At 68.4% G+C, this 13627-nt stretch carries 14 protein-coding genes; 10 read left to right on the top strand and 4 right to left on the bottom strand.

Annotated elements, in window-relative coordinates:
- The first annotated feature begins 24 nt into the window (after positions 1–24).
- Both FR943_RS25935 and FR943_RS25930 read left to right on the top strand, forming a co-directional pair.
- Positions 25–309: a hypothetical protein gene (locus tag FR943_RS25935; RefSeq protein ID WP_217161182.1), complete on the top strand. Its 285-nt coding sequence runs from the start codon at positions 25–27 to the stop codon at positions 307–309.
- A 37-nt stretch (positions 310–346) separates the two neighbouring features.
- Entirely contained in the window at positions 347–1237 is an 891-nt protein-coding gene (locus tag FR943_RS25930) for an SDR family NAD(P)-dependent oxidoreductase (protein ID WP_217161181.1), read from the top strand.
- Here the strand turns inward: FR943_RS25930 and FR943_RS25925 are convergent.
- Positions 1234–1902: an enoyl-CoA hydratase-related protein gene (locus FR943_RS25925; protein ID WP_217161180.1), complete on the bottom strand. Its 669-nt coding sequence runs from the start codon at positions 1900–1902 to the stop codon at positions 1234–1236. The two genes, FR943_RS25930 and FR943_RS25925, sit on opposite strands and share 4 nt — an antisense overlap.
- Positions 1899–2531 carry a TetR/AcrR family transcriptional regulator gene (locus tag FR943_RS25920; RefSeq protein WP_217161179.1) on the bottom strand — a complete coding sequence of 211 codons (633 nt, stop codon included), beginning with the start codon at positions 2529–2531 and terminating at the stop codon, positions 1899–1901. The genes FR943_RS25925 and FR943_RS25920 overlap by 4 nt, the downstream gene beginning before the upstream one ends.
- Positions 2532–2633: 102 nt before the next feature.
- Here FR943_RS25920 and FR943_RS25915 point away from each other — a divergent pair, with 102 nt between their 5' ends.
- From FR943_RS25915 to FR943_RS25895, 5 genes are all read left to right on the top strand, one after another.
- Entirely contained in the window at positions 2634–3347 is a 714-nt protein-coding gene (locus FR943_RS25915; protein WP_217161178.1) for a TetR/AcrR family transcriptional regulator, read from the top strand.
- A complete protein-coding gene (locus FR943_RS25910) occupies positions 3347–5962 on the top strand; it encodes an ABC transporter ATP-binding protein/permease (protein WP_217161177.1) in 2616 nt (871 codons plus the stop codon). Before FR943_RS25915 ends, FR943_RS25910 begins: the two co-directional genes overlap by 1 nt.
- The gene (locus FR943_RS25905; protein WP_217161176.1) at positions 5959–7698 is read left to right on the top strand and encodes an ABC transporter ATP-binding protein; all 1740 of its coding nucleotides are present in this window, start codon (positions 5959–5961) and stop codon (positions 7696–7698) included. The genes FR943_RS25910 and FR943_RS25905 overlap by 4 nt, the downstream gene beginning before the upstream one ends.
- A 115-nt stretch (positions 7699–7813) precedes the next feature.
- Positions 7814–9019: a cytochrome P450 gene (locus FR943_RS25900; RefSeq protein ID WP_217161175.1), complete on the top strand. Its 1206-nt coding sequence runs from the start codon at positions 7814–7816 to the stop codon at positions 9017–9019.
- On the top strand, positions 9016–9516 hold the full coding sequence (locus FR943_RS25895) for a hypothetical protein (RefSeq protein ID WP_217161174.1): 501 nt from the start codon (positions 9016–9018) through the stop codon (positions 9514–9516). The genes FR943_RS25900 and FR943_RS25895 overlap by 4 nt, the downstream gene beginning before the upstream one ends.
- A gap of 72 nt (positions 9517–9588) precedes the next feature.
- On the opposite strand, the gene FR943_RS25890 is transcribed toward FR943_RS25895, so the two are convergent.
- Entirely contained in the window at positions 9589–10854 is a 1266-nt protein-coding gene (locus FR943_RS25890; RefSeq protein ID WP_217161173.1) for an amidohydrolase family protein, read from the bottom strand.
- A gap of 24 nt (positions 10855–10878) precedes the next feature.
- Between FR943_RS25890 and FR943_RS25885 the strand changes: the two genes are divergently transcribed.
- Positions 10879–11709 carry an AraC family transcriptional regulator gene (locus tag FR943_RS25885; protein WP_217161172.1) on the top strand — a complete coding sequence of 277 codons (831 nt, stop codon included), beginning with the start codon at positions 10879–10881 and terminating at the stop codon, positions 11707–11709.
- Here FR943_RS25885 and FR943_RS25880 read toward each other — a convergent pair.
- Positions 11706–12320 carry an O-methyltransferase gene (locus FR943_RS25880; protein WP_217161231.1) on the bottom strand — a complete coding sequence of 205 codons (615 nt, stop codon included), beginning with the start codon at positions 12318–12320 and terminating at the stop codon, positions 11706–11708. The genes FR943_RS25885 and FR943_RS25880 overlap by 4 nt on opposite strands.
- A 74-nt stretch (positions 12321–12394) precedes the next feature.
- Between FR943_RS25880 and FR943_RS25875 the strand changes: the two genes are divergently transcribed.
- Both FR943_RS25875 and FR943_RS25870 read left to right on the top strand, forming a co-directional pair.
- The gene (locus FR943_RS25875) at positions 12395–13108 is read left to right on the top strand and encodes a histidine phosphatase family protein (RefSeq protein WP_217161171.1); all 714 of its coding nucleotides are present in this window, start codon (positions 12395–12397) and stop codon (positions 13106–13108) included.
- 126 nt (positions 13109–13234) lie between these two features.
- Complete coding sequence (locus FR943_RS25870; protein WP_217161170.1) at positions 13235–13543, top strand: hypothetical protein; 309 nt, start codon at positions 13235–13237, stop codon at positions 13541–13543.
- Positions 13544–13627: the final 84 nt, after the last annotated feature.

Below are 13627 nucleotides of genomic sequence, written 5' to 3'. Positions count from 1 at the left end.
CTCACAGGGGAGCAGTATGGAGTCATGCTAACAATACGAAAACTCGTGGGGTCAGTGTTCGTAGCGGGAGCCGCAGCGGTGGTTGCAGCCGGACCGGCCGCCGCTCTGATAACTGACGCACCCACTGCGACAACGACGATCAGCGCCACCCCCAGCGGCAGCGGTGATGCCGGCGGCGGCGGTGGCTGTGACAGCGGTCCGGGCTGGCAGGGCTGTGGCGGCTGGAATCCGGCCCAGGGCGGCTGGGGTCACGGCTGCCTCAACGGCATCTGCGGTGGCTGGGACGGCCAGCGCGGCTGGGGCGGCTGATAACCCGGACTGAGAACGCCGGGCGCACCGGAGCGCCATGACCACCACATGGACGTCCCGTCGCCTCGGCGATCTCACCGGCAAGCGGATCATCGTGACCGGCGCGACCAACGGCGTCGGCCTCGGCACCGCAAGGGCGCTCGCCGGCGCCGGTGCGCACGTCATCCTCGCCGTGCGCAACACTGCGCTGGGCGCGCAGCGCGCCGCCGAGATCGGTGGATCCACCGAGGTGATCGAACTGGACCTGGCCGAGCTGTCCTCGGTGCGAGCCTTCCCCGGCCGTCTCGACGGCGACGTCGATGTCCTGATCAACAACGCCGGGGCCCTCACTCAACATCGCACCGACACGGTCGACGGTTTCGAGATGACCATCGGCACAAACCTGCTCGGGCCGTTCGCGTTGACCAACCTGCTGTTCGGACGGATCCGGACACAGATCGTCAACGTCGGCTCGGACGCACACAAGTCGGCGACACTACGGCTCGACGACATGCACCTGCGCCACCACAAGTGGACGGTGATGGGGGCCTACAGTCGGTCGAAGCTCGCCGTGATGTTGTGGGGACTCGACCTCGACCGCCGGCTCCGTGCTGCGAAATCCCCTGTCACCACCCAACTCACGCACCCCGGCTGGGTCGCCTCCAACCTGCCGAACGTCTCGGACAAGCCGCTGATGAGCGCGGTGCAACGCGGCGTCAAGGCGGTGGCCGATGTTTTCGCCAACGACATCGACGCCGGGGCCGCGCCGACGCTGTACTGCCTGAGTGAACCGATCCCACCCGGAAGTTACGTCGGCGTGGACGGCAGGTTCGGTCTGCGCGGCGGGCCGGTGCTGATCGGACGGTCGGCTCTGGCGTGCGACTACGAGATCGCGGCTCGGGTGGTCGAATTCGCCGAGCGGGAGACGGGCACCGTCATTCCGGTCTAATTGCCCGCGCCGGGCGCTGTCAGCACCTGGGCTGCCGGGCCGAACATGACCTGCTTGATGGCACCGAGAGTGCCGGAATCCTTGCCGCCCAACGGGCGCAGGAGTTCGGTGGCCGCAATGGTCACCGCCCCCTCGGCGGCGGTCGCGTCGACCAGCCCATGGCCGTGCGCGTCGTGGCCGCCGAACCGGCGCCCGGTCGTCATCGACGCCACGGCCGCCTGTGGGGTGAGCTTGGCCTGGATCAGGGCCGCCATTCCCGGGGTGAACGGGATCCGGATGTCCACCTCGGGGAAGCAGAAGAATCCTCGATCGGCGCGCATCACCCGGAAATCGTGGGCGATCGCGAGCATGGCGCCGGCGCCGAAGGCGTGACCCACCACGGCCGCCGCCGTCGGGATCGGAAGCGTCAGCACCCGGGCCAGCAGCGCCTGTACCCGGCCCACGTACCAATCGCCCTGATCACTGTGGGCGCCAAGCCAATCCAAATCCAGTCCGTTGGAATAGAACTTGCTGTCGGCGGTTGTCACAAGACCGTGCGCGGCTCGGTCCAGGACGGTGTCGAGATGGGCGTTGACCTCATCGAGGAACGCGGGGGAGAACCGGTTCTCGTCGTCGCCGAGATCCAGGATGGCGATGTCGCCGTGGTAATCGAGGGTGGCGGTCATGAGATTCCTTCCGTGCGGGGCAGTGTCGGGATCGATCGGGGTGTTGGGCCCACCTTCAGCACGGCATCGACGGCCGCAGCGAGGTGATCGCGGGCGGTGGTGTTTGCGAGGCGATTGCGGTGCAGCAGGATGGCTGTCGGCAGATCGACGATGCACGTCGTCACGGTGTCCACGGCCGCCCGGTCACGTCGGCCCCAGGTGCTCGTCGACAGTTCGATCATCAAGTCCACCAACTGTTTTTCCAGGGCCTGCACTTGCTCGGCGAGCTCTTTGGGCAGATCGGGCCCCAGCACCTGCTGCCGCCGGATCTGCAACAGCAATCGCGCCGATGTGGGATGGCGCTCGGCGAAGATCACCGGTGCACCGGCGGCCGCGGCAATCGCGTCGGGACCCTGGCCGGCCGCGTCGACCAGCTCACGTTGCAGGGTCAGAAACCGCCGGCCGGCACGCAACCAGACCTGGCCGAGCAACCCGGCCCGGGAGCCGAACGAGTGATACAGCGCGCCGTTGGACACCCCGACCGCCGCACCGAGGGCCCGGACGGTCACCGAGGCCGGCCCGGACTGCACGGCCAGCGATTCCGCGGCGTCGAGCACCGCATCCGGATCGTAGACGCGAGGGCGTGGCACGGACCCACCATAACAGAGCAACTGCTCTGTTATAAGGGGAGCGGTTGACGGCCACTAAGGTGACCCTTAGTTTGTGGGGGTAACTTTCCGTCGGAGGTGATCATGGCCGGACCCGGTGTCGCCGCTCGCGTGGGAGGCCGCCCGCCGCTCATCGCAGTGTCCGACATCGTCGGGGCCGGGCGTGAGCTCGGGATGCGCAACCTCAGCATCAACGGGGTGGCCGCCAAGCTCGGCGTCTCGGCGACCGCGCTGTACCGGCACATCAGCGGCCGCTGGGAGCTGGAACGGCTGGTCGGGGAGAGCCTGCTCGCGGAGCTCGAGCTGACCGACGATCCGGCTCGCCCGGTCGACGAACACCTGCTGGCCTTCGGGGTCAGCCTGCATGGGTTCGCGCTGGCCAACCCCGGCCTGGCCACCTACATGCAGGTGCTGTTCCCGCGCGGGGACGCCGGTGCCCGGCTGCTGGCCGACGAGATCGCCGCACTGGGCCGGCGCGGCTACACTGCCGAGCCCGCCGCGCTGCTCAGCAGCTCGGTGGCGGTGCTGGCCATCGGCCTGGCCGCCCAGCATGAGCTCAAGGCCGAGGCCAGCGGCAGCGATGACGGATTCGTCGTGGAACGCGACGCCGCGGCCGAACGGCTGGCCGGCGACGCCGCCCTGGCCCCGGTGCACACCGCAGGAACACAGTTGAGCAGCCGGCAATACCTGGAGCTGCTGATGAACGCACTGATTCGGGGACTGCTGAGCGCTGTGGTGCCCGACCGGCCGATTGCAGACATCGTGGCGGATCTGACCGCCACGGGAGAGGACCGCTGATGGCACGCGGATTTCAGGGAGTGATGATGCGCGGCTTCGGCGCGCGCGATCACCAGGCGACCGTGATCGGCACCGAAGAGGTGACGCCGAATCTGCTGCGGATCCGGATGGTGTCCCCCACGGTGTTCGACGACGCGGTGGCCACCCCGGCGTCCTACCTACGGTTCTGGGTGCCCGACCCGGACGGCTCCAAGACCGAGTACCAGCGCGCCTACACGATGACCGAGATGGACCCCGACACCGGGCATTTCACGATCGACGTGGTGCTGCACGAACCGTCGGGCCCGGCCGCGAAGTGGGCCCGCGCGGCCCAACCCGGCGACACCATCCCGGTGATGTCGCTCGGCTCACCGGGATTCAGCGTGCCGGAGGACCTTCCGGCCGGATACCTGCTCATCGGTGACGCCGCCGCCATCCCGGCCATCAACGGCATCATCGGGGCGCTGCCGCACGACATCCCGATCGAGCTGTACCTCGAGCAGCATGACGAGCACGACCTGCTCATCCCCATCACCGAGCACCCCCGGCTGCGACTGCACTGGGTGGTGCGCGAGGACACGACGTCGCTGGCAGCCGCCATCGAGGCCCGGGACTGGTCGGATTGGTACTGCTGGGTGACGCCGGAGGCCGGCTCGCTCAAACACCTGCGCACCCGGCTCAAGAACGAATTCGGCTTCCCCAAGACGGAACTGCACCCGCAGGCGTACTGGACCGAGGGTCGCGCGATGGGTACCGATCGCGACGAGAGCCAGACCGGGGATACCGCCGGCAACGCCACCGAGAGCAATGGCGCGGCCGCCGCGAGCGCTCCCGCGGCGGAGGCGAAGCCGGCGCCGGCCGCACCTGTTGCGCAAGGCAATTGGCGGGCCCAGGCCGCGGGCCGGTTGCTGGCCCCGCTGAAGAACCAGCTGATCGTCTCCGGTGTGCTGCAGGCGATCATCACCCTGGTGCAGCTCGCGCCGTTCGTGCTGCTGGTCGAACTGGCCCGGCTGTTGCTGTCGGGGGCGGACGCCGACCGGCTGTGGACGCTGGGGCTCACGGCCGTCGGGTTGCTGGGTACCGGGACCTTCCTGGCCGCCGCGCTGACGCTGTGGCTGCACTGGATCGACGCCCGCTTCGCGCGCGATCTACGGACCCGGATGCTGACGAAGATGTCGCGACTTCCGTTGGGCTGGTTCACCGCCCGCGGCTCGGGCTCGATCAAGCAACTCGTGCAGGACGACACCCTGGCCCTGCACTACCTCGTCACGCACGCCATCGGTGACGCGGTCGCGGCGGTGATCGCACCGGTGGCGGTCCTGGTGTACCTGTTCGCGGTGGACTGGCGGCTGGCGCTGGTGCTGTTCATCCCGGTGTTGACCTACGTCGTGCTGATGTCGGTGATGACCATCCAATCCGGACCGAAGATCGCCCAGTCGCAGCGTTGGACCGAGCGGATGGGCGGCGAGGCCGGAGCCTTCCTCGAAGGTCAGCCGGTGGTCCGGGTGTTCGGCGGTGCCGCAGCGTCGAGCTTCCGCCGTCGCCTCGACGAGTACATCGGCTTCCTGGTCGCCTGGCAGCGGCCGTTCACCGGCAAGAAGTCGTTGATGGACCTGGTCACCCGGCCCGGTACGTTCCTCTGGTTGATCGCGGTGGTGGGTACGCCGATGATCGTCTCCGGCGCGATGGACCCGGTCGACTTGCTGCCGTTCCTGTTGCTGGGCACCACCTTCGGGATCCGGCTGCTGGGGATCGGCTACGGACTGGGCGGGATTCGCGGCGGCATGCTGGCCGCCCGGCGGATCCAGACCGCCCTCGACGAGTCCGAACTCGACGTGCAGGCCGACGCGGCGGCCGCGGCCCCCGGGCAACCCGGCGCCGTGGTGTTCGACCACGTGACCTTCGGGTACCGCCCAGAGGTCCCGGTCATCCAGGACGTGTCGCTGACCTTGAAACCGGGCACCGTCACCGCGCTCGTCGGCCCCTCGGGCTCGGGGAAGTCCACCCTGGCCGCGCTGTTGGCCCGCTTCTACGACGTAGATCAGGGGTCGATCAGCCTGGCCGGCACCGACATTCGTGCGCTGACCGCGGACGAGCTGTACCGCCAGGTCGGGTTCGTGCTGCAGGAAACGCAATTGGTGCAGGGCAGCGTTGCGGAGAACATCGCGCTGGCCGAACCGGATACCGGCGCCGACCGGGTGCAGGAGGCCGCCCGCGACGCCCAGATCCACGAGCGGATCCTGCGGCTGCCCGACGGCTACGACACCGAACTCGGCGCGGCCTCGGCGCTGTCCGGCGGTGAGCGGCAACGCCTCACCATCGCCCGCGCCATCGTGGCCGACACTCCGGTGCTGATCCTCGACGAGGCCACCGCGTTCGCCGACCCGGAGTCGGAATACCTGGTGCAGCAAGCACTCAACCGGCTGACCAAGGACCGCACCGTGCTGGTGATCGCCCACCGGTTGCACACCATCACCCACGCCGACCAGATCGTGGTGCTCGACGGCGGACGCATCGCCGAGATCGGCACCCACGAAGAACTGCTGGCCGCCGCCGGGCGCTACCACCAACTGTGGGAAAGCGGCCGGTCACTGCGTCCCAGCGACACCGTCACCGCCGGGGAGGCAGCCCGATGATCCGCACCCTGATCGCCCTGGTTCCGGCCGCGCTGCGCGGCAAGCTGACCCTGTATTCAGTGCTGACGCTGGTCTCGGTGCTGGTCCGGGCAGCGGGCACGGTGCTGCTGGTCCCGCTGGTGGCCGCGTTGTTCAGCGGAGCCCCGTCGGACGCCTGGCCCTGGCTGGGCTGGCTGACCGCGGCCACCGTGATCGGGTGGGCGGTGGACACCACCACTTCGCGGCTGGGTTTCGACCTGGGCTTCGCGGTGCTGGACAACACCCAGCACGACGTCGCCGATCGGCTGCCCAACGTTCGGCTGGACTGGTTGACGTCCGCGAACACCGCCACCGCGCGCCAGGCCATCGCCTCGACCGGACCGGAACTGGTCGGTCTGGTGGTCAACCTGCTGACACCGCTGATCGGGGCGGTGCTGCTGCCCGCCGCCATCGCGGTGGCCCTGGTGGCGGTCTCGCCCCCGCTGGGGCTGGCCGCCCTGGCCGGGGTGGTGGTCCTGCTCGGTGCGCTGTGGGGCTCGGGACGGCTCAGCCGCAAGGCCGACGCCGTCGCCGACGCGACCAACAGTGCGTTCACCGAGCGGATCATCGAATTCGCCCGTACCCAACAGGCTTTGCGTGCGGCGCGGCGCGTCGAGCCGGCCCGCAGCCTGGTGGGTGGGGCGCTGGCGGCCCAGCACGGGGCCAGCGTGCGCCTGCTGGGGATGCAGATCCCGGGGCAGTTGCTGTTCAGCCTGGCCAGCCAGCTGGGTCTGATCCTGCTGGCCGGTATGGCCACGGTGCTCACGGTGCGGGGCGAGCTGACCGTGCCCGAGGCCATCGCACTGATCGTGGTGATCGCCCGCTATCTCGAACCGTTCGCCGCCCTGAGCGAGTTGGCCCCGGCGATCGAGTCCACTCGGGCCACCCTGGACCGGATCCGGACCGTGCTGAATGCGCCGGAGCTGACCGCGGGCAGCGCGACGCTGTCTGATCTGCAGGCCGCCCCGCGCATCGAATTCGACCATGTGAGTTTCGGTTACGGCACCACCCCGGTGCTCGAGGATGTCAGCTTCGTGTTGCAGCCCGGGGGTATCACCGCGATCGTCGGGCCTTCCGGCTCGGGCAAGAGCACGGTCCTGTCGCTCATCGCCGGACTGCATCAGCCCACCGCGGGTCGGGTCTTGATCGACGGTGTCGACACCGCCCAGATGGATACCGAAACCCGCAGGGCCGCAATAAGTGTGGTCTTCCAGCATCCCTACCTGTTCGACGGGTCGATCCGGGAGAACATCCTCGTCGGGGACCCCGGTGCCGATGCCGAGCAGCTTGCCGCCGCGGTGCGGCTGGCCCGGGTGGACGAGCTGACCGCGCGGTTGCCCGGCGGTGACGCCGCCAAGGTGGGCGAGGCCGGCACGGCCCTGTCCGGCGGTGAGCGCCAACGGGTCAGCATTGCCCGCGCCCTGGTGAAGCCCGCGCCCGTGCTGCTGGTGGACGAGGCGACCAGCGCGCTGGACACCGAGAACGAGGCCGCGGTGGTGGATGCCCTGACCGCCGACGAGCGGTCCCGGACCCGGGTGATCGTCGCGCACCGGTTGGCCAGCATCCGGCACGCCGACCGGGTGCTGTTCCTGGACGGGGGACGCATCGTCGAGGACGGCAGCATCGACGACCTGCTGGCCGAAGGCGGGGGCCAGGGCCGCTTCCGGGAGTTCTGGACGCAGCAGCGTGAGGCCGCCGACTGGCAGATCGCCCACTAGTCCTTCGCCCGGGCCGCCTGGGGCCGGAGACTTGAAACCAACCTACTGTAACCATTACAGTTAGGCGTCCCGGAGTGATGTCGGGGCAGGTTTCGGTGTTCCGGCGGGAGGTCAGGTGACGACGTCGCAAGTGGTGTTCGACCCGTTCTCGGCGGACTTCTTCAACGGTCCGTACGAAACGTATCGACGCATGCGGGAAGAGGCGCCGGTCTATTACAGCGCCGAGTACGACTTCTACGCGCTGACCCGGCACACCGACGTGGCGGCCGCGTTCCGGGACTTCGAGACGTACTCGTCGGCCTACGGTGTGGACCTGGCCATGGTGCGCACCGGGGAGAAGGCGCCGGCGAAGATGATCATCTCGCTTGACCCGCCCGAGCACCGGCAGATGCGCAGCCTGGTGAACAAGGTCTTCACCCCCCGGGCGATCGGGGCGCTGCGCGACATGGTGTCCGAGCAGATCGACCGCTACCTGGCCGGCGTCGACCCGCAGGGATTCGATGTGGTCTCCGACTTCTCGGCGTTCTTCCCGGTCGAGGTCATCACCGCGATGCTCGGCGTGCCGCCGGAGGCGCGACAGCAGGTGCGGCTGTGGATCGACGAGTCACTGCACCGGGACGTGGGCCAGATCGAGATGTCGGAATCCGGGATCGAGGCCATGGCCCAGTCCTGGCTGATGTACTACGACCTGATCACACAACGCCGCGCCGAACCACGCGACGACATGATCAGCGGGCTGATCGCGGCCGAGGTCGAGCGGGAAGACGGCGAGATCAGTCGGCTGCGGGGCTCTGAGATCGCCGGTTTTGCCACGCTTTTGGGCGGTGCCGGAGCCGAAACCGTGACCAAACTGGTCGGCGCCGCCGCGGTGATGTTCGCCCGCCATCCCGAACAATGGCGGATCCTGGCCGCCGACCGCAGCAAGATCCCGGCCGCGATCGAGGAACTGCTGCGCTACGAGGCACCGGCCCAGTACAACGTGCGGCGGTCACAGCGCGATATCCACCTGCATGGCACCACGATTCCGGCCGGCAAGCCGGTGTTCCTGGTCGGTGGATCGGCGAACCGTGACCCCGAGGCCTGGACGGATCCCGATGTCTTCGACATCGACCGCAACCGGACCGAGGCCCAGAACTTGGGTTTCGGGTACGGCATCCACAGCTGCCTGGGTGCGGCGCTGGCCCGGCTGGAGTGCGGCATCGCACTCGACAAGCTGCTGGACTTCATGCCGGCCTACGAGGTCGACTGGGATCGATGTGAGCGGGTGAGCATGCAGAACGTCGTCGGATGGTCGCACGTCCCGGTGCGGGTGCTGCGATGAAGAGCGAGAAAGCCTGCGGCACCGTGGGATACCGCATGCACGTGATCGCACGCGACGCCGCGGAACTCACCGCCAACGCCGGCGGCCTGATCGTCGACCGGATGATGAGCGGCTGGCGGGTGAGTGTGCAGCTCCTCGAATCCGATACCGCCGCGGGCGCGGCCCGGCCGGTGCAGATTCTCGGTGCCGAGTTGGTCGACGGCGCGGTGGCGGCCGCCCGGCCGGACGAAGAGAAATGCGTGTTGGTGCTGGGCGGTGAGATGTACCGGGACGCGACGACGCCTGAGGTACAACAGATTTTGTCCGGCTGCGCCGAGGTGCTGGTGTGGGGCGCAGTTGCCGACCAGGCCCATCGGTTCGGGCATCAGCTGAGTGCGGCCGCGCGGGCGTTCAAGGCCCGGGCCGGCGCCGCGGCAGGCATTGCGGCCGATACCGTCACCGCCGCCGAGACATTCACGTCCATGAACGCCCAAGCGGGCACCACCCTGCGGGCCTGACCGAGATCGACTCTGCGCCGAGGGCGTGGGGTTCTCGGCCCCTTCCGCCCTCGGCGCAGACTCGACGACAGATCAGGACTGGGCGAACTGCTGTTTCTGCTCGTAGAGCTTGGCCCACTCGGCCCGCGGCCGGATCGAGGTGTCCACATCGGTGGCCTTGGCCCGCAGTGCACCGACGGTGGCCTGGTCACGCGGGGTCAGCGCGAACGGATCCCAGCCGAAGAACCGGGCCGAGTTCTCCCAGGTGATCTTGTTGATGTCGGAATCGCTTGCGCCGGCAGCGTTCAGCTCGGCCAGCACCTGCTCGGGCGCATCGGGCCAGAAGCAGTCCGAGTGCGGGTAGTCGCACTCCCAGGCGATGATGTCGATGCCGATCTCGTGGCGCAGCTTGAGCGAGGTCTTGTCGGTGACGTAGCAGGCCAGTGAGTGCTCGCGGAACACGTCGGACGGCAGCTTGTCGCCGAAGTCGCGGCGCAGCCACTTCTGGTTGGTGTAGTGGCGATCGCTGCGGTCCAGATAGAAAGGAATCCAACCGATTCCACCTTCGGAGAAGGCGAACTTGAGGTCGGGGTAGTTCCGCATGGCCGGGCCCCACAGCAGATCCTGGGCACACATCGCCGACACCTGGGTGGCCAGGATGATCAGGTTGTCGATCGGCGCGTCCTTGGCCATCGAGATGGCGCCGAAACCGGTGCCGATGTGCAGGCACATCACCACGTTCTCTTCGGACAGGGTGCGGAACACCGGGCCCCAGTAGTCCTCGTCGAAGTAACTGGGCAGGCCCTCCAGGTGCGGCAGCTCCGGCATGGTGACCGCGCGGCAGCCCTTGGCCGCCACCCGGCGGATCTCACGGCACATGGCCTCGGGATTCCACGTCGGCAGGATCGCGATCGGGATGAACCGTCCGGGCGCCGAACCGGCCCACTCGTCGATGTGCCAGTCGTTGTAGGCCGACACCATCACCAAGGTGGCCTCTTCGCGGTGCATGTTCAGGTGGCGTGCGGAGAAACCGGTGAAGGTCGGGAAGCACATCGAGGCCAGGATGCCGTTGCGGTCCATGTCGCGCACCCGCTCGTGCACGTCGTAGACGCCCGGACGCATCTCGGCGAAGCCGGCCGGGTCGCGGCCCCACTCCTCGGCCGGCCAGGACACCACGGCATTGAGCCCGGACACCCCCTGCGGGCGGCCCTGGTACATCCACTGGTCGACGCCCTTGTCGTCGGTGACCACGATCGGTGCCTCGGGCTTGTACTTCTCGGGCACGTGCCGCAGGAACATGTCAGGCGGCTCGACGACATGGTCGTCGATGCTGATCAGAATCAGGTCGTCGGTCTTCATATCTAACTAGTACCCTCGGACGGCATGACCGTCTCTGCTGCTTCGGACAGAGATTTGACCGAATCGGCCAATACCCGCCACATCGATCTGCGCCGCGGCGGCCACGCGCCGTCGGGCAGCTACCTCTACGAGGGCGAAGGCCTGATCACCGGCTGGCACTTCCACGACGTACACCAGATCGAATACGCCCTCCACGGTGTCGTCGAGGTGGAAACCGAGGCCGCCCACTACCTGCTACCCCCGCAGCAGGCCGCCTGGATCCCCGCCGGCCTCAAGCATCAGGCGGTGATGAATCCCGACGTCAAGACGATCGCGGTGATGTTCGACCCGGCTCTCATTCCGGACGGCGGCGATCGCGCCCGGATCATCGCCGTCTCGCCCCTGATCCGGGAGATGATGGTCTACGCGCTGCGGTGGTCGATCGAACGCGCCCACGGTGATGACGCCTCCGACACGTTCTTCCGCGCCCTGGCCGATCTTGTCGTCGAGGCGCTCGACCACGAGGCACCGCTGAGCCTGCCCACCACCGATCACCCGATCGTGGCCGCCGCGCTGGCCTACACCAAGGAGCACCTCGACACCGCCACCGTCGAGGACGTCAGCCGGGCGGTCGCGGTGTCCGAACGCACGCTGCGCCGCCTGTTCGCCGAGACGATCGGAATCTCTTGGCGCACATATCTTCTGCACGCCCGCATGCTGCGGGCGATGGCGCTGCTGGCCGGGCCGGACCAATCGGTGCAGGCCACCGCGACAGCCGTGGGCTTCGAGAACTTGAGCTCATTCACCCGGTGCTTCACCCAGTTCTGCGGGCAGACACCGTCGGCGTACCGGGCGCGGGCCCGCGAGGAGTACTAGCCGCGGCAGCTGAGCTCCATGCTGTCGCTGTCGCGGGCCAGGAAATTCACGCTGACATACCCGTTGCCGGCGTCGCGCACATAGTCCAGGTAGGGCTGCGTGTCCGCCATCGAGGTGTTGTCCGCGACCAGCAGGGCCCCGGTTGCCAGCTGGGGCTCGAGGAGTTTCAGCACCGGCAGGTAGAGCTCTTTCCAGCCGTCCAGCAGGACGAATCCGATCTCGCCGCGAACGGACTTGAGCGTCTCGAGGGCGTCGCCTTCGAGCACGGTGATGACGTCGTCCAGACCGGTCTCGGCGAATGTCTTTGTGGCCGCGGCGATCTTGGCCTCACTGAGCTCGGTGGTGAACACCCGGCCGGTGCCGTTGTCGCGCACCGCCGATGCCAGATGCAGAGCCGACAGCCCGAACGACATCCCGAACTCGACCACCACCGCCGGTTTGGTGGCCCGCACCAGCGAGTACAACAGGCGGCCGGCCTCCCGCGTCACCGGCATGTAGATGTCGCTGAGGGCGTCGGCCCGCTCCTGCGCGCTGGCACCCGACAAATTCGCGAAGCGGCCGGACACATCGTCACGCAATTTCGTGAACTGCTCGTCGGCCGCGGCGTACATCCGGTCCAGTGCGCCTGCGACCGAGGCGTCGTTGAGGGTAGTCACGCTGACGAACCTACGCTCAACCGTGAATTATGGCCGGTGTGCGAAAACCACGAGTACTGCCGTTGTTGTGTGCGATCGTCTTGACCCTGGCCACGCTGCTGGCGCCGGTCGCCGGCGCCGGCGGCTACCGCTCCATCACCCTGACATTCGTTCGTCACGCCCAGTCGGCGGGTAACGCCTCGGGCCTGATCGACAGCTCCACCCCGGGCCCACCGCTGACCGACCTGGGGCGCAGCCAGGCCGTCGCCAGTGCGCAGCGCCTGGCACCGCAGCACTACGACGGGATCTTCGCCTCGACCATGATCCGGACCCAGCAGACCGCCCAGCCGATGGCCGACACGTTGGGCGAGCCGATCACCGTGCTGCCCGGGCTGCACGAGGTCGAGGCCGGCATCTACGAGGGGCAGCCCGAGGCGAGTGCGGTGGACACCTACTTCTCCGCGCCGCAACGGTGGCTGCGCGGCGACCGGACCGCCCGGATACCCGGATCCATCGACGGTGACGAGTTCGACGCCCGGTTCGACGGCGCGGTGCAGCAGATCTACGACAGCGGCGACGACAAACCGGTCGCCTATTCGCACGGGGCCGCGATCATGTTGTGGGTACAGATGAACGTCGCCAATCCGAACCCGCAGCTGCTGATGCAACACCCGCTGGACAACACCGATTACGTGGTGATCAAGGGCAATCCGACCGACGGCTGGACGCTGGCCGACTGGGACGGCGCCGGCACCGGCGAGTGACTGTGAGCCACCCGCGGCGACCGCGGCGGATGCGGCGCCGGTCACGTCTGGCTTGTACCGCCGCCGGACGCGGTTAGTGTGAGCCATGGCATCTCCAGATGGGAGCGCGGCGGTGAGGTTTCTGCGATGAGGTTTCGTTTGTTGCCATACGTGACTGTCGAGGTCGACGACCGGGTACGGCTGCGGGCGCGGAGCGCCGGCGAGCGGCTGCGGGTCAACCTCAGGGCGTACCTGCGCAGCGCCGCAGACGACGTCGAAAGCGCCAGCGGCCGGGTCCGCGATCTGTGCGACACCGCGGTGAATCGTGTCGACTCGGCGGTGGCCAGTGTCAACGACAAGATCGCCCCAGCCCCGCAGGTCCTGCCCGGCGCTGCGACCAGTGGATCCACCGGTTCCGCCGACGAGCCCCCGAAGCGGCACCTGCAGGTGGTCTGAACCCGCGGGCCCAACCCCGGGCGGCGCCATCGGCGTCAGCGTTCTACGGTTGAAGGGCACTGGCCTACTCCCTGTGGAGGGGCC

The sequence above is a fragment of the [Mycobacterium] fortunisiensis genome (assembly GCF_019050325.1).
Lineage (GTDB): Bacteria > Actinomycetota > Actinomycetes > Mycobacteriales > Mycobacteriaceae > Mycobacterium > Mycobacterium fortunisiensis.
This window is presented reverse-complemented; position numbering and strand designations above follow the sequence as displayed.